The 24,648-nt window shown below is 57.6% G+C and carries 27 protein-coding genes and 1 tRNA gene; 6 read left to right on the top strand and 22 right to left on the bottom strand.

The window, feature by feature from the left end; all coding sequences use genetic code 11:
• Nucleotides 1–12: 12 nt before the first annotated feature.
• The 16 genes from hisS to trmJ all read right to left on the bottom strand — a co-directional run bounded on the left by hisS (nucleotide 13) and on the right by trmJ (nucleotide 13,335).
• A complete protein-coding gene (hisS, locus tag AB3G35_RS07570; RefSeq protein ID WP_016779612.1) occupies nucleotides 13–1,302 on the bottom strand; it encodes a histidine--tRNA ligase in 1,290 nt (429 codons plus the stop codon).
• Nucleotides 1,303–1,324: 22 nt separating this feature from the next.
• Nucleotides 1,325–2,434 carry a flavodoxin-dependent (E)-4-hydroxy-3-methylbut-2-enyl-diphosphate synthase gene (gene ispG / locus AB3G35_RS07565; protein ID WP_086795918.1) on the bottom strand — a complete coding sequence of 370 codons (1,110 nt, stop codon included), beginning with the start codon at nucleotides 2,432–2,434 and terminating at the stop codon, nucleotides 1,325–1,327.
• A 3-nt stretch (nucleotides 2,435–2,437) separates the two neighbouring features.
• Nucleotides 2,438–3,427, bottom strand: coding sequence for a RodZ family helix-turn-helix domain-containing protein (locus tag AB3G35_RS07560; RefSeq protein ID WP_106117202.1), 990 nt, complete (start codon nucleotides 3,425–3,427; stop codon nucleotides 2,438–2,440).
• Nucleotides 3,427–4,185, bottom strand: coding sequence for a type IV pilus biogenesis/stability protein PilW (gene pilW, locus AB3G35_RS07555; RefSeq protein ID WP_106117203.1), 759 nt, complete (start codon nucleotides 4,183–4,185; stop codon nucleotides 3,427–3,429). The genes AB3G35_RS07560 and pilW overlap by 1 nt, the downstream gene beginning before the upstream one ends.
• 12 nt (nucleotides 4,186–4,197) lie before the next feature.
• The gene (gene rlmN / locus AB3G35_RS07550; protein ID WP_016779609.1) at nucleotides 4,198–5,346 is read right to left on the bottom strand and encodes a 23S rRNA (adenine(2503)-C(2))-methyltransferase RlmN; all 1,149 of its coding nucleotides are present in this window, start codon (nucleotides 5,344–5,346) and stop codon (nucleotides 4,198–4,200) included.
• A gap of 28 nt (nucleotides 5,347–5,374) precedes the next feature.
• Nucleotides 5,375–5,800 carry a nucleoside-diphosphate kinase gene (gene ndk, locus AB3G35_RS07545; RefSeq protein ID WP_016779608.1) on the bottom strand — a complete coding sequence of 142 codons (426 nt, stop codon included), beginning with the start codon at nucleotides 5,798–5,800 and terminating at the stop codon, nucleotides 5,375–5,377.
• 94 nt (nucleotides 5,801–5,894) lie between these two features.
• A complete protein-coding gene (gene iscX / locus AB3G35_RS07540; RefSeq protein ID WP_016779607.1) occupies nucleotides 5,895–6,095 on the bottom strand; it encodes a Fe-S cluster assembly protein IscX in 201 nt (66 codons plus the stop codon).
• Nucleotides 6,096–6,107: 12 nt separating this feature from the next.
• On the bottom strand, nucleotides 6,108–6,449 hold the full coding sequence (gene fdx, locus AB3G35_RS07535) for an ISC system 2Fe-2S type ferredoxin (RefSeq protein ID WP_016779606.1): 342 nt from the start codon (nucleotides 6,447–6,449) through the stop codon (nucleotides 6,108–6,110).
• Between the two features lie 3 nt (nucleotides 6,450–6,452).
• Entirely contained in the window at nucleotides 6,453–8,315 is a 1,863-nt protein-coding gene (hscA, locus tag AB3G35_RS07530; RefSeq protein ID WP_134049361.1) for a Fe-S protein assembly chaperone HscA, read from the bottom strand.
• A gap of 50 nt (nucleotides 8,316–8,365) precedes the next feature.
• On the bottom strand, nucleotides 8,366–8,887 hold the full coding sequence (gene hscB / locus AB3G35_RS07525) for a co-chaperone HscB (protein ID WP_029611258.1): 522 nt from the start codon (nucleotides 8,885–8,887) through the stop codon (nucleotides 8,366–8,368).
• An 8-nt stretch (nucleotides 8,888–8,895) separates the two neighbouring features.
• Nucleotides 8,896–9,219: an iron-sulfur cluster assembly protein IscA gene (gene iscA, locus AB3G35_RS07520; protein WP_016779604.1), complete on the bottom strand. Its 324-nt coding sequence runs from the start codon at nucleotides 9,217–9,219 to the stop codon at nucleotides 8,896–8,898.
• Between the two features lie 67 nt (nucleotides 9,220–9,286).
• Complete coding sequence (gene iscU, locus AB3G35_RS07515; protein ID WP_007929523.1) at nucleotides 9,287–9,673, bottom strand: Fe-S cluster assembly scaffold IscU; 387 nt, start codon at nucleotides 9,671–9,673, stop codon at nucleotides 9,287–9,289.
• Between the two features lie 96 nt (nucleotides 9,674–9,769).
• Nucleotides 9,770–10,984 (bottom strand): IscS subfamily cysteine desulfurase, encoded by a 1,215-nt coding sequence (locus AB3G35_RS07510; protein ID WP_016779603.1) that lies wholly within the window; start codon nucleotides 10,982–10,984, stop codon nucleotides 9,770–9,772.
• A 49-nt stretch (nucleotides 10,985–11,033) separates the two neighbouring features.
• Nucleotides 11,034–11,525 carry a Fe-S cluster assembly transcriptional regulator IscR gene (gene iscR, locus AB3G35_RS07505; RefSeq protein ID WP_003443378.1) on the bottom strand — a complete coding sequence of 164 codons (492 nt, stop codon included), beginning with the start codon at nucleotides 11,523–11,525 and terminating at the stop codon, nucleotides 11,034–11,036.
• A gap of 260 nt (nucleotides 11,526–11,785) precedes the next feature.
• Nucleotides 11,786–12,562 (bottom strand): serine O-acetyltransferase, encoded by a 777-nt coding sequence (gene cysE / locus AB3G35_RS07500; RefSeq protein WP_369782451.1) that lies wholly within the window; start codon nucleotides 12,560–12,562, stop codon nucleotides 11,786–11,788.
• A gap of 2 nt (nucleotides 12,563–12,564) precedes the next feature.
• Nucleotides 12,565–13,335 (bottom strand): tRNA (cytosine(32)/uridine(32)-2'-O)-methyltransferase TrmJ, encoded by a 771-nt coding sequence (gene trmJ, locus AB3G35_RS07495; protein ID WP_203304440.1) that lies wholly within the window; start codon nucleotides 13,333–13,335, stop codon nucleotides 12,565–12,567.
• Between the two features lie 144 nt (nucleotides 13,336–13,479).
• Between trmJ and suhB the strand changes: the two genes are divergently transcribed.
• A complete protein-coding gene (gene suhB / locus AB3G35_RS07490) occupies nucleotides 13,480–14,295 on the top strand; it encodes an inositol-phosphate phosphatase (protein ID WP_016779599.1) in 816 nt (271 codons plus the stop codon).
• A 156-nt stretch (nucleotides 14,296–14,451) separates the two neighbouring features.
• Here the strand turns inward: suhB and AB3G35_RS07485 are convergent, their stop codons facing one another.
• The 6 genes from AB3G35_RS07485 to queA all read right to left on the bottom strand — a co-directional run bounded on the left by AB3G35_RS07485 (nucleotide 14,452) and on the right by queA (nucleotide 20,530).
• Nucleotides 14,452–14,979, bottom strand: a complete 528-nt coding sequence (locus AB3G35_RS07485; protein WP_016779598.1) for a glycine zipper 2TM domain-containing protein — start codon at nucleotides 14,977–14,979, stop codon at nucleotides 14,452–14,454.
• 122 nt (nucleotides 14,980–15,101) lie between these two features.
• On the bottom strand, nucleotides 15,102–16,016 hold the full coding sequence (gene secF, locus AB3G35_RS07480) for a protein translocase subunit SecF (RefSeq protein WP_016779597.1): 915 nt from the start codon (nucleotides 16,014–16,016) through the stop codon (nucleotides 15,102–15,104).
• Nucleotides 16,017–16,025: 9 nt separating this feature from the next.
• On the bottom strand, nucleotides 16,026–17,894 hold the full coding sequence (gene secD / locus AB3G35_RS07475; RefSeq protein ID WP_369782450.1) for a protein translocase subunit SecD: 1,869 nt from the start codon (nucleotides 17,892–17,894) through the stop codon (nucleotides 16,026–16,028).
• 66 nt (nucleotides 17,895–17,960) lie between these two features.
• Nucleotides 17,961–18,299, bottom strand: coding sequence for a preprotein translocase subunit YajC (gene yajC / locus AB3G35_RS07470; protein ID WP_003443398.1), 339 nt, complete (start codon nucleotides 18,297–18,299; stop codon nucleotides 17,961–17,963).
• A 42-nt stretch (nucleotides 18,300–18,341) separates the two neighbouring features.
• Nucleotides 18,342–19,457, bottom strand: coding sequence for a tRNA guanosine(34) transglycosylase Tgt (tgt, locus tag AB3G35_RS07465; RefSeq protein ID WP_083369874.1), 1,116 nt, complete (start codon nucleotides 19,455–19,457; stop codon nucleotides 18,342–18,344).
• 11 nt (nucleotides 19,458–19,468) lie between these two features.
• Nucleotides 19,469–20,530: a tRNA preQ1(34) S-adenosylmethionine ribosyltransferase-isomerase QueA gene (queA, locus tag AB3G35_RS07460; protein WP_086795915.1), complete on the bottom strand. Its 1,062-nt coding sequence runs from the start codon at nucleotides 20,528–20,530 to the stop codon at nucleotides 19,469–19,471.
• 106 nt (nucleotides 20,531–20,636) lie between these two features.
• Between queA and AB3G35_RS07455 the strand changes: the two genes are divergently transcribed.
• The 5 genes from AB3G35_RS07455 (at nucleotide 20,637) to AB3G35_RS07435 (ending at nucleotide 23,969) form a co-directional block, all read left to right on the top strand.
• Nucleotides 20,637–20,721, top strand: a tRNA-Leu gene (locus tag AB3G35_RS07455).
• 167 nt (nucleotides 20,722–20,888) lie between these two features.
• Nucleotides 20,889–22,130 carry a tyrosine-type recombinase/integrase gene (locus AB3G35_RS07450; protein WP_369782449.1) on the top strand — a complete coding sequence of 414 codons (1,242 nt, stop codon included), beginning with the start codon at nucleotides 20,889–20,891 and terminating at the stop codon, nucleotides 22,128–22,130.
• Nucleotides 22,131–22,372: 242 nt separating this feature from the next.
• Nucleotides 22,373–23,293, top strand: a complete 921-nt coding sequence (locus tag AB3G35_RS07445; RefSeq protein WP_369782447.1) for a hypothetical protein — start codon at nucleotides 22,373–22,375, stop codon at nucleotides 23,291–23,293.
• Between the two features lie 77 nt (nucleotides 23,294–23,370).
• Nucleotides 23,371–23,637 (top strand): helix-turn-helix transcriptional regulator, encoded by a 267-nt coding sequence (locus AB3G35_RS07440; protein ID WP_369782446.1) that lies wholly within the window; start codon nucleotides 23,371–23,373, stop codon nucleotides 23,635–23,637.
• Nucleotides 23,634–23,969, top strand: coding sequence for a hypothetical protein (locus AB3G35_RS07435; protein ID WP_369782445.1), 336 nt, complete (start codon nucleotides 23,634–23,636; stop codon nucleotides 23,967–23,969). Before AB3G35_RS07440 ends, AB3G35_RS07435 begins: the two co-directional genes overlap by 4 nt.
• The last annotated feature ends 679 nt before the right edge of the window (nucleotides 23,970–24,648 follow it).

Below are 24,648 nucleotides of genomic sequence, written 5' to 3'. Positions count from 1 at the left end.
TGTTTTGCAGCTTCAACCCTGCACGATGCAGGTGGCCAAGTGCTCGGCTAGAGCATCCCAGGCAATCGTTTGTTGTTCGCCCTGGCCACGCAGGGGTTTTACACCTACCACTTGCTGGGCCAATTCGTCGTCACCCAGGATCAGCGCATACAGTGCGCCGCTCTTGTCAGCCTTTTTGAACTGGCTTTTAAAGCTGCCCGCACCGGCATTGATCTGCAGGCGCAGGTTCGGCAACTGGTCACGAACACGCTCGCTCAACGCCAGCGCTGCCAGTTCGGCGGCCTCACCGAAAGCACACAGGTAAACATCGACCTGACGTGCGATTTCTTCCGGGATCTGCTCAAGGGTTTCAAGCAGCAGGATCAGACGCTCGATGCCCATTGCAAAACCGACACCGGCGGTGGGCTTGCCGCCCATCTGCTCGACCAGACCGTCATAACGGCCGCCCGCGCACACGGTGCCCTGGGCGCCCAGTTTATCGGTCACCCATTCAAATACGGTCTTGCTGTAGTAATCCAGGCCACGAACCAGTTTCGGGTTGATCGTGTACGGGATGCCGGCGGCATCGAGGCGCGCCTTGAGGCCCTCGAAATGCACGCGGGATTCTTCGTCCAGGTAGTCCACCAGCTTCGGCGCATCGACGAGAACAGCCTGGGTATCGGCATTCTTGGTGTCGAGTACACGCAGCGGGTTGGATTTGAGACGGCGCTGGCTGTCTTCGTCAAGCTCGCTCAGACGCGAGGACAAATACTCGACCAGGGCGGCACGATAGCGCGCACGGGCTTCGCTGGTGCCCAGGCTGTTGAGTTCGAGCTTGACCGCATCGCGGATGCCCAGCTCGCCCCACAGGCGCCAGGTCAGCACGATCAGTTCGGCATCGATATCCGGACCATCAAGGTTGAACACCTCGACACCGATCTGGTGAAACTGGCGATAACGGCCTTTTTGCGGGCGCTCGTGGCGGAACATCGGGCCGATGTACCAGAGTTTTTGCACCTGGCCACCGCCGGTGATGCCGTGCTCAAGCACCGCACGCACGCACGCAGCGGTACCTTCAGGGCGCAGCGTCAGCGAATCGCCGTTGCGGTCTTCGAAGGTGTACATCTCTTTTTCGACGATATCGGTCACTTCACCGATCGAGCGCTTGAACAACTCGGTGAATTCGACGATAGGCATACGGATTTGCTTGTAACCGTAGTTATCCAGCAAACGCGAAACCTTGCTCTCGAAGTAACGCCACAGAGGCGTCTGCTCCGGCAGGATGTCGTTCATGCCACGAATGGCTTGCAAAGACTTGCTCACAATAAATCCTTTATTCGTCTGGTTAGCCGCGCGCGATAACGGCTGCGTCAGCTTCGACCTTTTCGGCCGCCTTCTGCCGGATCAGTCTTTCGAGCTCATCCACCAGGTTGTCATTCGTCAGTTTCTGCGACGGCTTGCCGTCGATGTAAATCAGGTTGGGCGTACCACCGGTGAGCCCCACATGGGCTTCCTTGGCTTCGCCCGGGCCGTTGACCACACAACCGATCACGGCAACATCCAGCGGCACCAGCAGGTCTTCGAGGCGAACTTCGAGTTCGTTCATGGTTTTCACCACGTCGAAGTTCTGCCGCGAGCAGCTTGGGCACGCGATAAAATTGATGCCGCGCGAGCGCAGGTGCAAGGACTTGAGGATGTCGTAACCGACCTTTACTTCCTCAACCGGGTCTGCCGCCAGGGAAATACGAATGGTGTCGCCAATCCCCTCGGCGAGCAGCATACCTAGGCCCACGGCAGATTTCACTGTGCCTGAGCGCAAACCACCGGCTTCAGTAATGCCCAAATGCAGCGGCTGGACAATTTCCTTGGCCAGCAGGCGATAGGCTTCAACCGCCATAAACACGTCGGAGGCCTTCACGCTGACCTTGAAGTCCTTGAAATTCAGGCGCTCAAGGTGCTCAACGTGACGCAGTGCCGATTCGACCAGAGCGGCCGGCGTCGGTTCGCCGTATTTCTTTTGCAGGTCTTTTTCCAGGGAACCGGCGTTGACGCCGATACGGATCGGGATGCCGCGATCGCGGGCGGCATCCACCACGGCGCGCACGCGGTCTTCACGACCGATGTTGCCCGGGTTGATGCGCAGGCAATCCACACCCAGTTCCGCAACGCGCAGGGCGATACGGTAATCGAAGTGGATATCGGCGACCAATGGCACCTTGACCAGTTGCTTGATCCGGCCAAACGCCTCGGCTGCGTCCATATCCGGCACGGAAACCCGCACGATATCGACGCCAGCAGCTTCCAGACGGTTGATTTGCGCAACGGTTGCAGCGACGTCATTGGTGTCACTGTTGGTCATGCTCTGTACAGCAATAGGGGCATCGCCACCTACGGGTACATTGCCGACCCAGATTTTGCGCGATTCGCGACGCTTGATTGGTGATTCGCCGTGCATGACTTATTGACCCAACTTCAGGCGAGCAGTCTCGCCACTGGTGAAAGGAGCGACATCCACAGGCTGGCCGTTGTAGCTAACCTGCGCACCGCGGGCATAACCCAGGCGCAGGCTCAGTGGAGGCTTGCCGCTCACTTCTAGATTTTCGCCCTTGCGCTTCAAGCCGCCGAACAGCACTTTGCCCGTGCCGTCGGTGACTTGAGTCCAGCAATCAGCGGTGTATTGCACGCTTACCTTGCCAGCACCGGCAACCGGGGCGCTAGCCGTGGGTGCAGGTGCGGCTGGCGTAACAGGTGCGGCTACCGGCGTAACAGGTGCAGGTGCTGCTACAGGAGCAGGCTGAGCTGCAGCGGCGGCTGGCGCCTGGGGTTCAACGATTGCAGCACCCGGCAATGCCAGTGCGGTGGTTGCGCCCTGCTCTGGCAGCGTTTCGGTCGCTGGTGGGGTTTCGCCTTCGGCCTTGGCCTCGGCGACTGCCTGATCTTCAGGCTCGTCCAGCGGATGAATGCGGGTTGTGCCGTCAGCCCCTTCGACTTCAACGTGTTCCGGGGCCAGGCCAATCAGATCCTTGGCACGCATCGACGTCTGGTCTTGCCACCAGATAAAGCCGCCACCGATTACGGCAATCAGCAGCAACAGGCTGACGATACGCAAGATGGTATGCGACACACGCACTGGCTCTTCTATGCGACCCAGGCTGTGCACGTTGCTGCCGTTGGCATCAGTGCCGGTGTACAGGTCAAACTCACGCACCAGGGCTGCCTGGTCCATGCCCAGCAATTTGGCATAGGCGCGGATGTAGCCACGGGCAAAGGTATGCCCGGGCAGCTTGTCGAACGCGCCCGTCTCAAGGTTGCTCAGGGAGCTGGCCGTGAGATTGAGTTTCAAGGCGACTTCAGCCAGCGTCCAGCCATTGTTTTCACGGGCCTGACGCAGGGTCTCACCGGGATTGACACGAGTCGCTGCTAGAACTTCGGGTTGCGCCGCTTTCATCATTGCTCCGACAGGTATTGCTGATATTCCGGCGTGCCGGGATAGAGTCGTTGTAGTTGCTGGCCATGGTTGGCAGTTGGGGTACGCTCGTCGAAAACACTCGCCAGTCGCGCACCAAGCAATAGACTACGTGCATTTTGCCCGCTAAGCAGGCTAAAACGATCGTAAAAGTCTCGCGCCGTCACATATTGCTTGTCCTGATAGGCCATCTCGGCCATTTCAAGCAGTGCACGGGGTTGCCGAGGGTTCAGGCGCAGGGCTTTTTCAAGCTGCTGGCGCCCCGTTTCACGCTGCCCCAACTCAAGGGACGTTATACCCAGATTTTCGTAGACACGGGAGCGTTCCGGGTAAAGGTTGTCTGCCGCCGCTTTTTGAAACTGCTCGCTGGCTTCCTGATAGCGCTGACGCTGAAACAGGAAACTGCCGTAATTATTGAGGATCCGGGCATCGCCAGGCCGACCGTTGAGCGCGGTACGGAAGGCCTGTTCGGCCAGGGCAAACTCCATTTCGGCCTGAAACACCAAGGCCAGTGCGGCGTTGGTGTCCGGGTCGTTCCTGTCGAGTTCAAGGGCCTTGCGCAAAGGGACTTTGGCCTGTTCGGTCAGCCCTTGCTGCAGATAGCCCAGCCCCAGTTGAACATAAGCCTGACGCGCCTCGTTACGCCCTTTGTCGCCAGCCATCGGGCTTGAATCACCCGATGACACGCAGCCAGCCAAAAAGCTGACCAAAACGACCGGAAGCGCAGCGCGCAGGATCATGGATGTCCTCTCTCAGGGCGCAGAGGCAGCGTTTTGCGCTGTATCGGCGTCGGCACTCAGCTCACGGGCCGCAATCAGGCGCGAACTGCGGCGGGTACGGTCATTGACCTGCCCTACAAGCTGCCCGCACGCCGCGTCGATGTCTTCACCACGGGTGGTGCGCACGGTCACGTTGTAGCCGGCCTGCTGCAACAGCTCCTGGAAACGGCGAATGGCGTTGTTGCTCGGGCGCTCATAGCCGGAATGCGGGAACGGGTTGAACGGGATCAGGTTGATCTTGCACGGAGTGTCTTTTAACAGCTCGATCATTTCGCGGGCGTGATCAACATGATCGTTCACGTCCTTGAGCAAGGTGTATTCCACGGTCAACACGCGCTTTTCGCCCAGGGTCGCCATGTAGCGGCGGCAGGAATCAAGCAGCATGGCCAGCGGGTACTTCTTGTTGATCGGCACCAATTGACTGCGCAATGCGTCATTGGGTGCGTGCAGCGACAACGCCAGGGAGACGTCGATGTGCTTGGCCAGCTCATCGATCATCGGCACCACGCCGGAGGTAGACAGGGTCACCCGGCGCTTGGAGATGCCATAGCCCAGGTCATCCATCATCAAGTGCATGGCAGAGATGACGTTGTCGAAGTTCAGCAGCGGCTCGCCCATGCCCATCATCACCACGTTGGTGATGGCACGGTCGATGGTTGCCGGGACGCTGCCAAAGGATTTGTTGGCAATCCACACCTGACCGATCACTTCGGCGGCGGTGAGGTTGCTGTTGAAGCCTTGCTTGCCGGTGGAGCAGAAACTGCAGTCCAGGGCACAGCCAGCCTGGGACGAAACGCACAAGGTGCCACGTTTGCCCGAGGGAATATAAACGGTCTCGACGCAGCTGCCGGACTCTACGCGCACCACCCATTTACGGGTGCCATCGCTGGAGATGTCCTCGCTGACGACTTCAGGCCCACGAACCTCAGCAATGGCCTTGAGCTTGTCGCGCAAGGCCTTGCTGACGTTAGTCATGGCGTCGAAATCATCGACGCCAAAGTGGTGAATCCACTTCATGACCTGACCGGCACGGAAACGCTTCTCCCCGATTGAGTCGAAGAATTTCTCCATTTCCGGTTGAGTCAAACCCAACAGGTTGGTTTTGCCAGTCGTTGCAATCATGTCTTCACCCTCACTCACAAGCCAATACTTAGCGAGTGGTTACTTCAGTAGCTGCGAAAAAGTACGAGATTTCGCGTGCAGCAGCGGCTTCCGAGTCGGAACCGTGAACAGCGTTAGCGTCGATGGATTCAGCGAAATCAGCGCGGATAGTGCCGGCAGCTGCTTCTTTAGGGTTGGTAGCGCCCATCAGCTCGCGGTTCAGAGCGATAGCGTTTTCGCCTTCCAGAACCTGAACAACAACAGGACCGGAGATCATGAAAGCAACCAGGTCGCCGAAGAAGCCGCGCTCGCTGTGCTCAGCGTAGAAGCCTTCAGCTTCAGCTTTGGACAGTTGCTTCAGTTTGGAAGCTACAACCTTCAGGCCAGCGTCTTCGAAACGGGTAACGATCTTGCCGATAACGTTTTTAGCAACGGCGTCAGGCTTGATGATGGAGAAAGTACGTTGAACAGCCATGGTGTAACTCCAGAAACAGTGATTTAAGCGAAAAATTAAACCCGCGAATTATACGCGGGTTCTTGGGCGTTGCATAATTACGTCGTTTACAAGCTTAGTCGGCTTCTTCGATCCACAAACCCTGGATGGCTTCGAGAACCTTCTCGCCACCCCGATCAGGGATATCGTCGAACTCCGGCAACGCCATGACCAGATTGCGCAGCGTGACGAAATTCACCGAGAGCGGATCGACATCCGGGTGAGCTTCAGCCAGCTGGATGGCGATTTCCTGCACATCAACCCATTTAAGGCTCATGCCAATTCCTTATCAGTGCGGCGCTTCGGCAGCATGGTTGAGCGAGTACTTCGGAATCTCGACAGTAAGGTCTTCAGTGCCAACGCGGGCCTGACAGCTCAGGCGCGAAGTCGCTTCCAGGCCCCAGGCTCTATCAAGATAGTCCTCTTCCAGCTCGTCAGCCTCGTTCAGCGAGTCGAAACCCTCGCGAATCACGCAGTGACAAGTGGTGCAGGCACAGACGCCACCGCAGGCACTTTCGATTTCGATGTGGTTGTCGTGGGCCACTTCGAGAATGGTCTTGCCGGTCTCAGCCTCTACAACCATACCGTCCGGGCAATGCTCGGCGTGTGGCAGAAAAATGATCTGCGGCATCAGTTATTCCTCGATTTCATTCAGGTTGCGACCCGACAGGGCGGCCTTGACGGTCAAGTCCATGCGCCGGGCAGCAAAGGCATCGGTCACTTGCGACAGACGCTTGGTCTGCTGCTCGATGGCGTAACCATCGGTGCCTTTCAACAATTCGGACAGTTCCTGCATCTGCAGCTCGATGACCATGCGCTCTTCGGCATCCAGCAAACGCTCGCCATCGACTTCGAGGGCTGCTTGCACAGCCTCGATCAGACGCTGGGCATCCACCTGCTGTTCACGCAATACGCGGGCAACTTTGTCGTCGCTGGCGTACTGGAACGAATCCTTGAGCATTTTGGCAATTTCGCCGTCGGTCAAGCCGTAGGACGGCTTGACCTGGATATTGGCTTCAACACCCGAGCCCAGCTCGCGGGCCGACACACTGAGCAGACCATCGGCATCGACCTGGAAGGTCACGCGAATTTTCGCGGCACCGGCCACCATCGGCGGAATGCCACGTAATTCAAAGCGCGCCAGGGAACGGCAATCGCTGATCAGCTCGCGCTCGCCCTGCAGCACATGAATCATCATGGCCGTCTGGCCATCTTTATAGGTGGTGAAGTCCTGCGCACGCGCCACCGGGATCGTGGTATTGCGCGGGATGACCTTTTCCATCAGGCCGCCCATGGTCTCAAGACCCAGCGACAGGGGAATCACATCAAGCAGAAGCAGCTCGCCGCCATCACGCTTGTTGCCCGCCAGGGTGTCAGCCTGGATTGCAGCACCAATGGCGACCACTTGATCAGGGTCGATATCGGTCAGCGGCTCACGGCCAAACATCTCGGCTACTGCTTCGCGCACGCGAGGTACACGGGTCGAACCGCCGACCATGACCACGGCCTGAACGTCTTCAATTTCGATATTGGCGTCGCGCACGGCACGGCGGCAGGCCTTGAGGCTGCGCGCAACCATCGGTTCGATCAGCGCATCGAAGGCTTCGCGGGTCAGCTCTGACTGCCAGTCACCAAAGGCAACGGTTACAGAGGACGCATCGGTCAGCGCTTCTTTGGCGGCGCAAGCAGCTTGCAGCAAGGTACGCTGGGTGCCCGGATCGAGGTCGGCCGACAAACCGGCCTCTGCCACCATCCAGCTGGCGATCGCATGGTCGAAGTCATCGCCACCCAGGGCACTGTCGCCGCCGGTGGCCAAGACTTCAAACACACCGCCGGTCAGGCGCAGGATCGAAATGTCGAACGTGCCCCCGCCCAGGTCATAAATGGCGACAACGCCTTCAGCAGACTGATCCAGACCATAGGCCACCGCCGCAGCGGTCGGCTCATTGAGCAGGCGCAGCACATTAAGGCCGGCAAGTTTGGCAGCGTCCTTGGTGGCCTGGCGCTGGGCATCGTCGAAATACGCAGGAACAGTAATTACCGCCCCTACCAGCTCGCCACCCAGGGTCTTTTCGGCGCGCTCACGCAGTACCTTGAGGATTTCAGCCGACACTTCAACCGGGCTTTTCGGGCCCTGCACAGTGTCGATAAACGGCATGTGCGACTCACCACCCACAAAGCGGTAAGGCAGCTGCTCGCCCAATTGCTTGACGTCGGACAGACCACGACCCATCAGGCGCTTGACCGACAGCACGGTGTTGAAAGGATCGCTGGAGGCCGCCAGACGTGCCGACTCACCTACCTCGACGCGATCAGCGTGATAGCGCACCGCAGACGGCAAAATGACATTGCCATTTGCGTCGGCCAGAGGCTCGGAAAGGCCGCTGCGCAACGCAGCGACCAGCGAATTGGTAGTGCCCAAGTCGATCCCCACAGCCAGACGACGCTGGTGCGGTTGAGGACTTTGGCCGGGTTCGGCGATCTGCAGTAGGGCCATCGTAATCAGGACTTATCTGTAATCAGGCGTGCCATCAGGGAAGCACGGAGTTAATCGTCGAGGCGCTCTTCTAGCTGGCGCACTTCGTAAGTGAGCTTGTCGAGGAACTGCATGCGCCGCATCAGGCGTTCGGCCTGTTCGCGTTGCGCAGCGTCATCCCAACAAGCAGCGAAGCTGTCGTTCAGTTGTTCCTGAGCGACTTTCAGTCGACGCTTGAATGCTGCAATACCGGCCATATCGGCGCTGTCATGCAAATCTTCAAGTTCTTCGCGCCACTGCATCTGCTGCATCAGAAACTCGGGATCGTGCACCGTAACTTCCAGCGGCAACTCGCCACCCTTCAATGCCAGCAGATAACGCGCGCGCTTGGCAGGGCTTTTGAGTGTCTGGTAGGCCTCATTGAGGCTGGCGGACTGTTCCAGCGCCAGACGTTGCTCGCGCTCGGAAGCATCGGCAAAGCGATCCGGGTGAACACCGCGCGCCAACTCTCGATAACGCACAGCCAGCTGATCGAGGTCCAGATTGAAACCCGGTTGCAGCTCAAACAAAGCAAAATGACAAGGAGTACCCACGACTAGCCTCAGATGTTGAAGCTTTCGCCGCAGCCACATTCACCGCGCACGTTAGGGTTATTGAACTTGAAGCCTTCGTTCAGGCCTTCCTTGACAAAATCCAGCTCGGTGCCGTCAAGGTAGGTCAGGCTTTTTGGATCAATGATCACTTTTTCGCCATGGGTTTCGAAGACCTGGTCTTCTTCGCCCACTTCATCGACAAACTCCAGCACATAGGCAAGACCGGAACAGCCCGTGGTGCGAACACCCAGACGAATCCCCTCACCTTTGCCGCGCCCATCAAGGGAGCGGCGAATGTGTCGCGCAGCCGCTTCTGTCATGCTGATAGCCATCGTGACTCCTTACCTTTTGCCAGTTTCTTCACCTTGCCTGCGCCATCAAGGGCACAGGCAGCACGGATCAGATCAAACCTTTCTTCTGCTTGTAATCGCGAACGGCGGCCTTGATGGCGTCTTCAGCGAGTACCGAGCAGTGAATTTTTACCGGTGGCAAAGCCAGTTCTTCGGCCAACTGAGTGTTCTTGATGGTCTCTGCTTCATCCAGAGTCTTGCCTTTCATCCACTCGGTAGCCAGGGAGCTGGAAGCGATTGCCGAACCGCAACCATAGGTCTTGAACTTGGCATCTTCAATGATGCCCTGCTCGTTAACCTTGATCTGCAGGCGCATTACGTCGCCGCACGCTGGGGCGCCGACCATGCCGGTGCCGACATCCGGGTCTTCCGCGTTCATCTTGCCGACGTTGCGCGGGTTTTCGTAGTGGTCGATGACCTTTTCGCTGTAAGCCATGGTACTAATCCTCACTCATCAGAGAGTTGCTCTTGAGACGCTGTAAAAGCTGCTGTTCGCTGCGCTTACAGCGTCTACTTACGGCAACTTAAATTGTTAGTGCGCCGCCCATTCGATTTTCGAGATGTCGATGCCGTCTTTGTACATGTCCCACAGCGGCGACAGAGCGCGCAGCTTGGTAACAGCCTCGCAAACCTTCTGCGCGGCGTAATCGATTTCTTCTTCGGTGGTGAAACGGCCGAAGGTGAAGCGGATGGAGCTGTGCGCCAGCTCGTCATTGCGACCCAGGGCACGCAATACGTAGGACGGCTCCAGGGAGGCCGAAGTACATGCCGAACCGGACGACACCGCCAGATCCTTGAGTGCCATGATCAGCGACTCGCCTTCAACGTAGTTGAAGCTCAGGTTCAGGTTGTGCGGTACGCGGTGGATCATGCTGCCGTTGACGTACAGTTCTTCAAGGTGTTCAACCTGCTTGAAGAAGCGATCGCTCAACGCCTTGATCCGGATGTTTTCAGCGGCCATTTCTTCTTTGGCGATCTGGAACGCTTCGCCCATGCCCACGATCTGGTGGGTGGCCAGCGTACCCGAACGCATGCCGCGCTCGTGACCACCGCCGTGCATGGCAGCTTCAATGCGCACGCGAGGCTTGCGGCTTACATACAGTGCGCCGATCCCTTTAGGGCCGTAGGTCTTGTGTGCCGAGAAGGACATCATGTCGACTTTCAGCTTGGCCAGGTCGATTTCCACCTTGCCGGTGGACTGTGCCGCATCAACATGGAACAACACGCCGCGCGAGCGAGTCAGCTCACCAATGGCAGCGATGTCGTTGATGGTGCCGATTTCGTTGTTCACATGCATGATCGAAACCAGGATGGTGTCGTCGCGCATCGCGGCTTCAACCATCGCGGGTGTTACCAGGCCATCGGTGCCCGGCTCGATGTAGGTCACTTCAAAGCCTTCACGCTCCAGCTGGCGCATGGTGTCGAGAACGGCCTTGTGTTCAATCTTGTCGGTGATCAGGTGCTTGCCTTTGGTGGCATAGAAATGCGCAGCACCCTTGATTGCCAGGTTGTTGGCTTCGGTCGCACCGGAGGTCCAGACAATTTCACGCGGGTCGGCATTGACCAGGTCAGCGACCTGACGACGACCGTTCTCGACCGCTTCTTCGGCTTTCCAGCCAAATACGTGGGAACGCGAGGCCGGGTTACCGAAGTTTCCGTCAACCAGCAAGCAGTCGCTCATTTTTTGAGCAACGCGCGGATCAACCGGGGTAGTGGCTGAGTAATCGAGGTAAATTGGCAACTTCATGGACTATCTCCTAAATCAGGCTGGCTGGCGCACCGTCGTTTTTATGCAATCACTCGACGGCGGACGCTTCGATCTTATCCAGGTGCGGCGCCTTGCCATTACAGCGGCGCTGATCCTGACGCTGGGCTACTTCTTGTACCTCACGGCGAGTGACAAGATCAGCCAAGCTGATACCGCTGAGAAAATCGTGGATTTGCAGGCTGAGGTCGCACCACAGGTGGTGGGTCAGGCAGGTGTCGCCGGCATGGCAGTCGCCAAGGCCCTGGCAACGTGTTGCGTCGACCGACTCGTTTACGGCATCGATCACCTGAGCTACCTGGATGCCCTGCATGTCGCGCGACAGCTGATAGCCGCCGCCCGGGCCACGCACACTGGAAACCAGACTGCTGCGGCGCAATTTGGCAAACAGTTGCTCAAGGTAGGAAAGCGAGATGCCTTGGCGCTCGGAAATATCGGCCAGGGACACCGGCCCGTGCTGTGCGTGCAACGCCAAATCGAGCATTGCAGTTACGGCGTAACGGCCTTTTGTAGTCAGTCTCATGGACAGGTACCACGGAATTCGGAATGAGGGCGAGTATGTTATACCCGACTAATTAAGTCAACTATTAGACCTAGTACTTTAGTCGGGATTACCCGCAAAAGAGCGCGCGCATTGTAGCAGGGTCTGCGGCGTAATGGCACATGACACATATCTTGTGGGAGCGGGCTTGCTCGCGATGGGGCCCACGCAACCCTTCAGGGGGATCGCCGTGATGCCATCGCGAGCAAGCCCGCTCCCACAGCTAATTCAGCCCACGAGCCTTACACCGCCTTGCTTTCATCCTTGTCCTTCACGCTGGCGAAGTCTTCTTCACGCAGCTCAGGCAGATCTTTCGCACAGTAAGGGCTGCCCAGGTCTTTCAGTGCACCACACATCCCGTCCAGCTTGCCGTCCACGGCCTGCAGATGGTCGAGCAACTGGCCAATAGCCCGCGCGACCGGGTCCGGCATGTCTTCGCCGACACCGTAGGCGTCAAAACCGATCTTCTCGGCCATTGCCTTGCGCTTGGCCTCGATCTCATCGTCATTCTTGATAATGATCCGCCCCGGAATACCGACCACGGTTGCACCCGGCGGCACGGCCTTGGTCACCACCGCATTGGAGCCGACCTTGGCCCCCGCCCCCACCGTGAACGGGCCCAGCACTTTGGCACCCGCACCGACAACAACGCCATTTTCCAGAGTGGGATGGCGCTTGCCCTTGTTCCAACTGGTGCCGCCCAGGGTCACGCCCTGGTACAAGGTCACGTCATCACCGATTTCAGCGGTTTCGCCAATCACGATACCCATGCCGTGATCGATAAAGAAGCGACGCCCCACCTTGGCCCCCGGGTGAATCTCAATCCCGGTCAGCCAGCGCCCAAAGTTGGACACCAGGCGCGCCAGCCACTTCCAGCCGGCATGCCACAACAGCGCCGACAAGCGGTGAATCCAGATCGCATGCATCCCCGGATAACACGTCAGCACCTCAAAAGCATTGCGCGCAGCCGGATCACGATGAAACACACTTTGGATATCTTCACGCAGACGCTCGAACATCATTAATCCTTGCGCTTGAGCAGCTCGCCACGGGCTGCTTTTTGGGTTTCGGTGAGAATGCCACGCAGAATATTCATCTCGGCACGGCTGACAGCGCTGCGTCCATATAGCCGGCGCAGGCGCGCCATCAGGTGACGCGGCTTTTCCGGATCCATGAATTCAATGGCCACCAAGGTTTGTTCCAGATGCTCGTAAAAGCGCTCCAGCTCATCCATGGTCGCCAGCTCGCCACTCTTGATGGACGCCACTTCTTCTTTCTCGATCTTGCTCGGCTGCCCCTGGGCCGCCAGCCAGGCCATGCGGATTTCGTAGCTGAGCACCTGCACGGCGGCACCCAGATTCAGGGAACTAAACTCGGGATCCGAAGGGATATGCACATGGAAGTGGCAACGCTGCAACTCGTCATTGGTCAGGCCGGAATCTTCACGACCGAACACCAACGCGATTTCAGCACCCTGGGCCGCCTCTGCAACCACTTTTTGCCCGCACTCGCGCGGGTCCAGCAGCGGCCAGGGGATACGGCGGTCGCGAGCACTGGTGCCGAGCACCAGATTGCAGCCCACCAGGGCATCTTCAAGGCTGGCGACAACCTCTGCGTTTTCCAGAATATCGCCGGCACCCGAGGCCCGCGCATCGGCTTCATGGTGCGGGAACACCCTTGGCTCAACCAGAACCAGCCGCGACAACCCCATGTTCTTCATGGCACGCGCAGCACCGCCGATGTTCCCGGGATGGCTGGTATTGACCAGAACGACACGAATATTAGGCAGCAATGGAAGCGCTCACAGACCAGCAAAAGGGAGCAAATCTTACCTAAGCAAAACGTCATAAGCTACGAAAGCTAACGCAAACCTTCATCTACCAAAGTTTTCTGATAGAATATTCGGCTTTCTTTAACAACCTTAGGTGAAACGTCCATGCAGCCCATGCTGAATATCGCGCTGCGCGCCGCCCGCAGCGCCAGTGAATTGATTTTCCGCTCCATCGAGCGCCTGGATACCATCAAGGTTGACGAAAAAGACGCCAAGGATTACGTCTCTGAAGTCGATCGTGCTGCTGAACAGAAAATCATCGACGCCCTGCGCAAGGCTTACCCGACGCACGGCATCCTCGGTGAAGAAACCGGCATGCACCCAGGCAGCGGTGAAGGTGAAGACTACCTGTGGATCATCGACCCACTGGATGGCACCACCAACTTCCTGCGCGGCGTTCCACATTTCGCCGTCAGCATCGCTTGCAAATACCGTGGCCGTCTTGAGCACGCAGTGGTACTCGACCCGGTTCGCCAGGAAGAATTCACTGCCAGCCGTGGCCGTGGCGCACAACTGAACGGTCGCCGCCTGCGTGTAAGCGGTCGCACCAGCCTCGAAGGCGCCCTGCTGGGCACGGGCTTCCCGTTCCGCGACAACCAGATGGACAACCTGGACAACTACCTGGGCATGTTCCGCAGCCTGGTTGGCCAGACTGCCGGTATCCGCCGTGCAGGCGCTGCCAGCCTGGATCTGGCCTATGTGGCTGCAGGTCGTTTCGACGCATTCTGGGAGTCGGGCCTGTCCGAGTGGGACATGGCTGCAGGCGCACTGCTGATTCAAGAAGCAGGCGGCCTGGTCAGCGACTTTACCGGTAGCCACGATTTCCTTGAAAAAGGTCATATCGTTGCCGGTAACACCAAGTGCTTCAAAGCCGTTCTGACTGCAATCCAGCCACACCTGCCAACCTCGCTGAAACGCTAAGCGAATACCGCAGACAAAAAAAGCACCCTTCGGGGTGCTTTTTTTTGGCCTTGAATTCAACCCACTGTGGGAGCGGGCTTGCCCGCGATAGCATCACCGCGATTTGCCTGACAGACCGCGCTGCCTGCATCGCGGGCAAGCCCGCTCCCACAAGACTTAATTCAGGATCAGCTTGCCTTCCTTGTCCACGGCAATTTCATTGCCCGGCTCATGGTCCATGCGCACCTTGCCTTCCTTGCCATTCAACGAATAGCGCACGTCGTAGCCAACGACCTTGCTGCTGATGTCATTGACGGTGTTACAGCGCGTCTGGGTCGTGGTGTAGGTATCACGCTCCTGCATGCCTTCCTGCACCTTGTTACCGGCATAACCGCCACCCACCGCACCGGCAACCGTGGCAATCTTTTTGCCGTTACCGCCACCCACCTGATTACCCAGCAAACCGCCAGCCACTGCGCCAATCACGCTGCCGACGATCTGATGTTGATCCTTGACCGGCGCCTGGCGCGTCACTGTCACGTCCTTGCACACCTCACGCGGCGTTTTGACCTGCTGGTTAACTGGCACAACGGCCAGCACCTGCGCAGACTCAGGGCCTTTCACCAAGCTGTAAGTGGCAAAAGCACCACCGGCTGTAACACCGACAGCACCCAGTACAGCACCCACCAGCAATGACTTGTTCACGTGAACCTCCAGACCATCTTAAGTGGGAACAGTCCCACACCAATCCTGGAGTTGGAGCATAAAAAAAGGCGCGAGTTCAATAACTCGCGCCTTTTAGGTGACAGCCTGTCGATAACTATGGGTTATGGACGGTCGTCGACTTCCTTCTCGCTCGCTGCAGGCGGGATCAGATCCTCTGCACTGAGATTCAGCCAGATCAACACCACGTTGGCGATGTAGATCGACGAGTAGGTACCCGCCAATACACCCACGAACAGTGCAATCGAGAAGCCCCACAGGTTGTCGCCGCCGAAGATCAGCAGCGCGGCAATGGCCAGCAAGGTGGAGATCGAGGTCGCCATCGTGCGCAGCAGGGTTTGCGTGGTCGAGATGTTGATGTTCTCGATCAGGCTGGCCTTGCGCAGCACCCGGAAGTTCTCGCGCACCCGGTCAAAGACCACGATGGTGTCGTTGAGCGAGTAACCGATGATCGCCAGCACCGCCGCCAATACCGTCAGGTCGAAGGTAATCTGGAACCACGACAGGATACCCATCGTCACGATTACGTCGTGAACCAGGGACACGATCGCGCCGACCGCAAACTTCCACTGAAAGCGGAACGCCAGGTACAGCATGATGCCGCCCAGCGCCATCAGCATGCCGAGGCCGCCCTGGTCGCGCAGCTCTTCACCTACCTGCGGGCCCACGAACTCGACGCGCTTGATCACCGCCGGGTTGCTGGTATCTGCCTGGCCCAGCGCAGCCGCTACCTTGTTGCCCAGCAGCGGATCATCGCCGGGCATGCGCACCAGCAAGTCGGTCGTCGCACCAAAGCTCTGCACCACGGCATCGTGGAAACCGGCCGTAACCAGCTCGTTGCGCACCTTGGTCAGGTCAGCCGGCTTCTCGTAGGTCAGCTCGATCAGCGTACCGCCGGTGAAGTCCAGGCCGTAGTTCATGCCCTTGTGGAACATGCTGAACAAGGCCAGCACGGTAAGCAGTACAGTGACGCCGAACGCTACGTTGCGAACGCCCATGAAGTTGATTGTACGTAACATGGCAGCCCCTTAAATCCACAACTTCTTGAAGTCCCGACCGCCATACACCAGGTTGACCAGTGCGCGGGTGACCATAATGGCCGTGAACATCGAGGTAAAGATACCCAGCGACATGGTCACCGCGAAGCCTTTGACCGGCCCGGTACCCATGGCGAAAAGGATCCCGCCGACCAGCAGGGTTGTCAGGTTGGAGTCAACAATGGCCGTAAAGGCACGGTTGAAACCTTCATTGATCGCCCGCTGCGGTGTCATGCCATTGGCAATCTCTTCACGGATACGCGAGAAGATCAGTACGTTGGCATCGACCGCCATACCCATCGTCAACACGATACCGGCAATACCCGGCAGGGTCAGGGTTGCACCCAGCACCGACATCAGCGCCAGCAGCAAGACCATGTTGCCCGCCAGTGCCACCGTCGCGATCACACCGAAGATACGGTAGATGGCGATGATGAAGATCGACACAAACAGCATGCCCCACAAGGAAGCATCGATACCCTTGGTGATGTTGTCAGCACCCAGGCTCGGACCAATGGTGCGCTCTTCAGCGAAGTACATTGGCGCGGCCAGACCACCGGCACGCAACAGCAGGGCCAGCTCGGAAGCCTCACCCTGGCCATTCAGGCCGGTAATGCGGAACTGGCTACCCAGCGGCGACTGGATGGTCGCCAGGCTGATGATCTTCTTCTCTTCCTTGAACGACTGAACCGGTACGTCCTTCTCGACACCGTCAACCACTTGCTTGGTGTAAGTCGTCACCGGCTTCTGCTCGATGAAGATTACCGCCATGCTGCGGCCCACGTTGCTGCGGGTCGAACGGCTCATCAACTCGCCACCGTGACCATCAAGCTTGATGTTCACCTGTGGACGGCCGTGCTCGTCAAAACCTGCCTGGGCGTCGGTTACCTGGTCACCGGTGATGATCAGGCCGCGCTCGATCTGTGCAGAAGGACGGTTGCCTTCACGGAACTCGAAAGTTTCGGAAGTGGCTTTGGAAGCGCCCGGCTCTGCTGCCAGACGGAACTCAAGGTTGGCCGTCTTGCCCAGGATACGCTTGGCTTCGGCGGTGTCTTGTACGCCTGGCAGCTCAACCACGATGCGGTTGGCACCCTGACGCTGAACCAGAGGCTCGGCAACACCCAACTCGTTGACCCGGTTACGGACGGTTGTCAGGTTTTGCTTGATGGAATATTCACGGATTTCCGCCAGCTTGGCCGGGGTCATCGCCAGTCGCAGCACCGGCTGACCGTTCAGGTCTGCAGCGGTAATGTCGAAGTCATTGAAGCTTTTGCGGATCAGGCTGCGCGCTTGCTCACGGGCTGCTTCATCAGTGAAGCCCAACTGAATGGCACCGTTGAGTTGCGGCAGGCTGCGATAACGCACTTTTTCTTTGCGCAGCAGGCTTTTGACGTCGCTCTCGTACACTTTCATGCGTGCATCGACAGCTTTGTCCATGTCCACTTCCAGCAGGAAGTGCACACCGCCCGACAAGTCCAGACCCAGTTTCATCGGGTGAGCACCCAGACTGCGCAACCATTGTGGCGTGGTCTGTGCCAGGTTGAGCGCTACGACATAGTCGTCGCCCAGGGCCTTGCGTACTACATCCTTGGCTGGCAACTGGTCGTCTTTCTTGACCAGGCGCAACAGGCCACCTTTGCCGTTCTGGGCCACAGAGGCGCCCTTTACCGCAATGCCTGCATCCGTCAGCGCCTTGCTTGCGCGATCCAGATCAGCTTGAGTGACCTGCAGGGCCGTGCTCGCACCCGACACTTGAATGGCCGGATCATCAGGGTACAGATTGGGAGCGGAATAAATAAAACCGATCGCCAGCACTGCCAGGATCAGTATGTATTTCCACAGAGGGTATTTGTTCAGCATCAATCACGCCGCCCGCTTAAAACGCGGGGCGCCTTGCGCGCCCCGTCGATTGTTGAAAGTTGAAACTTAGATCGCTTTCAGCGTGCCTTTAGGCAACGTGGCTGCAACCGAGCCTTTCTGAATTTTCAGCTCGACAGTGTCAGACACTTCGATCACTACAAAAGCATCGGAAACCTTGACGATTTTGCCGGCGATACCGCCAGTGGTCACGATCTCGTCGCCTTTTTGCAGGTTACCCAACAGGGCTTTCTGCTCTTTGGCGCGCTTGGCCTGTGGACGCCAGATCATCAGGTAGAAGATGACCAGGAAGCCGACCAGGAAAATCCATTCAAAACCGCCGCCCATAGGGCCAGCAGCGGCAGGTGCAGCAGCGTCCGCGAAAGCGGAAGAGATGAAAAAGCTCATTAAGCACTCCAGTTGCAATGTTGTTTCTTAAAGGTCCGAAACTCAGTCCAAGGGCGGCACAGGCAGCCCGCGCTTGGCATAGAAGGCGTCGACAAAGGTGGCCAATGTACCCTGTTGAATAGCCTCGCGCAAACCAGCCATGAGCACCTGATAGTGGCGCAAATTATGGATGGTATTGAGCATGCTACCCAGCATTTCGCCGCACTTGTCCAGGTGATGCAGATAAGCGCGGGAGAAGTTCTGGCAGGTGTAGCAATCGCAGGTCGGATCCAGCGGCGAATCATCATGGCGATGGAACGCATTGCGGATCTTGATCACACCCGTGTCGATAAACAGATGCCCATTGCGGGCATTGCGGGTTGGCATCACGCAATCGAACATGTCCACACCGCGGCGCACACCCTCAACGAGATCTTCCGGCTTGCCAACCCCCATAAGGTAACGAGGTTTGTCAGCGGGCATCATCGCCGGCAGGTAATCCAGCACCTTGATCATTTCGTGCTTGGGCTCGCCCACCGACAAACCGCCGATGGCCAGGCCATCAAAGCCGATCTTGTTCAGGCCTTCGAGGGAGCGCTCGCGCAGGTTCTGGTGCATGCCGCCCTGAACAATACCGAACAGTGCCGCCGTGTTGTCGCCGTGGGCATTCTTGGAGCGCTGCGCCCAGCGCAACGACAGCTCCATGGAGACACGAGCGGTGTCTTCATCGGCCGGATACGGGGTGCATTCGTCGAAAATCATCACCACGTCAGAGCCCAGGTCGCGCTGGACCTGCATCGACTCTTCCGGGCCCATGAACACCTTGGCGCCATCGACCGGCGAGGCGAAGGTCACGCCCTCTTCTTTAATCTTGCGCATGGCGCCCAGGCTGAACACCTGGAAACCGCCGGAATCGGTGAGGATCGGGCCTTGCCACTTCATGAAGTCGTGCAGATCGCCGTGCTTCTTGATCACTTCAGTGCCCGGGCGCAGCCACAGGTGGAAGGTGTTACCCAGAATCATCTGCGCGCCGATGGCTTCGATATCACGCGGCAGCATGCCCTTGACCGTACCGTAGGTACCGACCGGCATGAACGCAGGGGTTTCAACCACACCACGGGGGAAGGTCAGGCGACCGCGACGAGCCTTGCCATCAGTGGCCAGCAGCTCGAAGGACATACGACAGTTGCTCATGCTTGATCCTCTGGGGCCGGGGCAGGAGCCGTCGGCGCAGGATTGCGGGTGATGAACATTGCATCACCGTAACTAAAGAAGCGGTACCCATGCTCAACCGCAGCCTTGTAGGCCGCCATGGTTTCGGGATAACCGGCGAACGCCGAAACCAGCATCAGCAGCGTGGATTCCGGCAGATGGAAATTGGTCACCAGCGCGTCGACCACATGAAACGGTCGGCCGGGGAAGATAAAGATATCGGTATCGCCACTGAACGGCTTGAGCACGCCATCACGCGCGGCACTCTCCAGCGAACGCACGCTGGTGGTGCCCACGGCGATTACCCGCCCGCCTCGGGCACGGCACGCGGCCACGGCATCGACCACATCCTGGCCCACTTCCAGCCATTCGGTGTGCATATGGTGATCTTCAAGACGCTCGACCCGCACTGGCTGGAACGTACCTGCGCCCACATGCAGGGTCACGAATGCGGTCTCGACGCCTTTGGCGGCGATGGCCTGCATCAGCGGCTCATCGAAATGCAGCCCGGCGGTCGGTGCCGCCACGGCGCCAAGGCGCTGGGCGTAGACCGTCTGATAGCGCTCGCGGTCCGAACCTTCGTCCGGGCGATCAATATAAGGAGGCAGCGGCATATGCCCGACACGGTCGAGCAGCGGCAACACCTCTTCGGCAAAGCCCAGCTCGAACAACGCATCGTGACGTGCCAGCATCTGGGCTTCGCCACCGCCATCAATCAGGATCTTCGAACCCGGTTTTGGCGACTTGCTGGAGCGCACATGGGCCAGCACACGGTGACTGTCGAGCACCCGCTCAACCAGAATTTCCAGCTTGCCGCCCGAGGCCTTCTGGCCAAACAGACGGGCTGGAATCACCCGGGTATTGTTAAACACCATCAAGTCGCCTGGACGCAAATGTTCAAGCAAATCAGTAAATTGACGATGTGCCAGTACGCCGCTCTCCCCGTCCAGGGTCAGCAGGCGACTGTTGCGGCGCTCCGCCAAAGGATGGCGTGCGATGAGTGAATCAGGGAGCTCGAAAGTAAAGTCAGCAACGCGCATGATAGGTTTCGTCTAGCAGGGCCGGGGAGTTTAACGGACTTGGCAAAAATAGACCAATAAGTTGTTGACCGACCTAAACCTCATCTCTATACTTCGCCGCCATTGAGCCCTGATGGCGGAATTGGTAGACGCGGCGGATTCAAAATCCGTTTTCGAAAGAAGTGGGAGTTCGATTCTCCCTCGGGGCACCATCTAGCAGTACCTGCAAGTCTCTAACAAGACTCGCAGCACAGGAAAACCGGCCACTGAGCCGGTTTTTTTGTGCCTGTCGATCTACCCTTGTCTCCCCCTATCCGTTGTATCCCTGTATCCCTCCTTGTATCCTGCGAAAAAGCCCTAACTTTGGGATACAAGAATAATGAAACGTGCCGACATCAAGCGCCGCCCCTTGGCTGACACCACACTGGCCGGGCTGGAGGCGGAATCGAAAGAATATCGAGAGCTCGATGGAAGCGGCCTCTACTTCCGAGTGAAACCGGACGGCGGCAAATCGTGGCAATTGCGCTACAAACGTCCGGCGGGCAATTGGGCATGGATGGGGCTCGGGGGTTATCCAGAAGTCAGTGGTGCCGTTGCCCGAGAAAAAGCTGCCGAACTACGCAAAGTAGTCAGTAGCGGTGCCGACCCACTGGAACAAAAACGCTCAGCCAAAGCTGCACACTCCCTCGCCAAAGCCCGCACCTTTCGCGCAGCCGCTGACGCATGGCTCAAGGCCAAAGAAGAAAAAGGCCTGGCACCCTCCACTCTCAGCAAGATCCGCACCTACCTCGACAAAGACATACTCCCGGCACTTGGCGACAAACCTCTCGACGACATCACCCGCAACGATTGCGCCGACCTGCAGGCCAGCATTGAGGCCCGTGACGCCCACAACGTTGCAGAGAAATGCCGCACCTGGGTCAATCAAATCTTTGGCCGGGCCATTGGCTTGGGACTAACAGAGAACGATCCGGGGAGCCGCTTGAGGGATATTGCAGCGAAAGCTCCCGAGACTCAGCAACACCCTCACCTCCTCGAGCACGAGCTGGGTGAGTTTCTTCAGGCACTCAAAAACACCCCCAGCAGACTCACCGCACGCACAGCGGCATGGCTTTGCCTGTGGACAGCCTCAAGACCGGGCATGGTCCGCTTTGCTGAGTGGAAAGAAATAGACCTTGAGAAAGCCCTGTGGACCACACCGGCAGAGAAAATGAAGATGCGCAGGGATTTTGTAAGCCCCCTGCCAACGCAAGCTATAGAGGTGCTGAAGGAGCTCCGGGCGCTAACAGGTCGTAGTCGATGGCTATTCCCCGGAGTCGGCGCCAAGAACCCGACCATCAGCGAAAACACCATCAACAAAGTGTTCTCCACTATTGGTTACAAAGGTCGTCTTGTAGGTCACGGCACACGACACACAGCGAGCACCCTTCTGAGGGAGCATGACTGGCCAAAAGAGCATGTGGAAGCTCAACTGGCACACAAGGAACAAGGCATCTCCGGGATTTACAACAAGGCCCAATACCTCGATAACCGCATCAAAATGATGCAGTGGTATGCCGACCACCTGGATAAGCTGGCCGCTGACAATGTGGTGCACGCTGACTTTGGCAAGGCCGTGTGAACAAGTGCCCCTATCCTCCTGAAATTCAGTGTTACGGGTGTTACGCGTGTATCGATAAAACCTAACCACCTGAAATATAAGTAATAAATTCATGTAACACGCCAAAAGCAACTCAGGTACACAGCGTGTAACGAGACCAACCTATGTAACGACTCCCGCAACCGCCAAGCTTCCGGCGGAGAAAACCAGTAACGAAAAAGCGCTGGTTAGATACAAAAGTGTCTGGGCGAGGGGCCGAGCGAATGGACGATGAGAAGATACCCTATGGCGTCTTGGAGATTGCAGGCGTCGACGTCAGCAGCCTGCTTTGGGAACAAGACGAGATAGAGCAGGCCATAAGAGAGCTAGCTTTATACCCCCAGTTTCATGAGCACTTCAAAGAAGCTTTTGGCCTGATCAACTACGCCACCTCATTTTGGCTCGAAGAACTCAGCTACGCAGCCCATGCAGGATCAGTGATCGCAACGATGTATCGGCTTCGCGATCCCATCGACGAACATGCCAGCTATGCCAAGCCGTCCTCACTACCGAATGTAATAAGGCTGTTTATCGACGTCGATACAAAGACCAACGACTCACAACTTACAGCTACTTATGCGCTGATCAGAGCCTTTGAGGGTGTAACAGCTCTTGCCAATTGGCTGTTTGAGACCGAAGTTTCTATCTATGACCTGGACGAGGATCTCGCTCTCCATCTTTACGCTAAAGCCCCAAAGCAATATGCCGCACTCGCCCAAGAAGAACGCCTCAAAGACAGGGACGTGGAAATCAAAGCCCGTGAGTTCTTCCGTGAATGCCTGGGCGATGCACAGCAGGCGCTAATGCTGGCTGACCTGTGCAAAGATATTGAGAACCTGGACATCGCCAAGAAATCATTCAACGTCTCCAGTTTTTTGCACGAACTACTGAGTAACGCTTTTTCTGCGAAGGCCTTTCAAAGAGCCTCATCCGCAGGCAAAGCCAACAGCAAACCAAATTCCGAGAAACAGCTGAATGCGGCACAGACTTTCGGAAGAGTGACCCAATCGGCGAAACGCCACATCACACTGAACCCCACGATTTCAGGGGCCGACCTGGTGAAAGCGCTGGTTGAAAAAGATGGAATCGCTACAGCCCCCACGGTCAGAAAATACCTCCGAAAAGGCCACTTCCTCCCTCGTTAACACTCAAAAAAGCAAACCGTGTTTGCTTTCCTGTCTCTCTCTAGTCTGTGCCTGTCTTTCACTGAACAGGCACCGTCATGACCGAATCTCGTAGCTCGACCCTCAACCGTTTCCCACCTCGGGACCCTGCCACCACCTTGATCCGAATCTCAGAAGTAATGGCCATCGTCGGCCTTGCACGCCCCACCATCTACAAACTCATGCAGCAGCCAGAAAGCCGCTTTCCCTCTCCCGTAAAGCTGAGTAACAGCAACGCCCGAGGCGCACCTGTTGCCTGGGTACTGGAGGAGGTCCAGAGCTGGACACGTGACCGTATCGCCTTTCGCGACAAGGTGGCGGCATGACTCCAATCTTCCTGCCACACACCACCCTCGACGCTATCGGCCTTCTAGAAGATGCCCTGCCCACGGTCGCCAAAGGCCGAAATCGATTGCGCGCACTGCGTGACCGAGCCATAGCCAAAGGCGCCCACGTTCTGATTCTGGTTTGGCCCTCACTGGACTGGTCGCTGCTCGCCGTCGACGTTCCACCAGGAGTGGTGATCAAGGATGCACAGCAGCTTATTCCCAACTTGCTGGCCAACCCAGTCGCCCTGGAGCACATGCGCACCGAGTCCCGTAAAGGCCAGCATCTGAGCTGGTTGACCCTGACACGTCCGAGCAATACCAAGCACTAACGAAAACGCCCCCGGCTGCAACCGGAGGCGTTGAGGTGAATCTATATGCCGAAACAATGTATTTGTCATAAAGAGCATGCGCAAGAGTTGCTTACGGTTGCACGTCTAATACCACAAGGCTATTTTCTGGCATTAGCTCCAACATTTATTAACGGACCTAACCAAAAACACATCGAAGCCCTACCGCTATCTCTAACGCTCGGACATAGCGCACAGGGTGAAGAAAACGGTACGAACTCTAATGTCCACGCAGCGCACTCTCAGGCTAAAAAACAACAAAGGTCGAGCGGCTGCACATCGAGCAATGGCAATGGCCGCCCTGTACGCAAATTCTTCCTTGAGCGTCCGTACAACCCGTTACAACTACCACATGGCAATTGCTCACGCCCTAGAAGCCGAGCCTTCCAAGTAGGCAAAACAGTAGGGTGGTGTGAAGACACCATTGCAGTCTTTGTGTGTAGCCGCTATTGTTTGCGCGTCGCTGCAAATTCAGCGGACGGGTTTGGTCACCCGATAAAATCAAGGCGCAATGCGCCATCTCTGACAACAGGCGCTTTTTTTTCGTCTGTCGCTCAGTGTTATGGCGGCTGTGTGCGGGATACCTTCGGGTATGCCGGGTTCCTTGATCCCTGGTTGACCAACCCGCGCACAGCTGCCACCCATTCGCTTGGTCACGAAC

It is taken from the genome of Pseudomonas sp. WC2401, from assembly GCF_041200115.1.
GTDB lineage: Bacteria > Pseudomonadota > Gammaproteobacteria > Pseudomonadales > Pseudomonadaceae > Aquipseudomonas > Aquipseudomonas fragi.
This window is presented reverse-complemented; position numbering and strand designations above follow the sequence as displayed.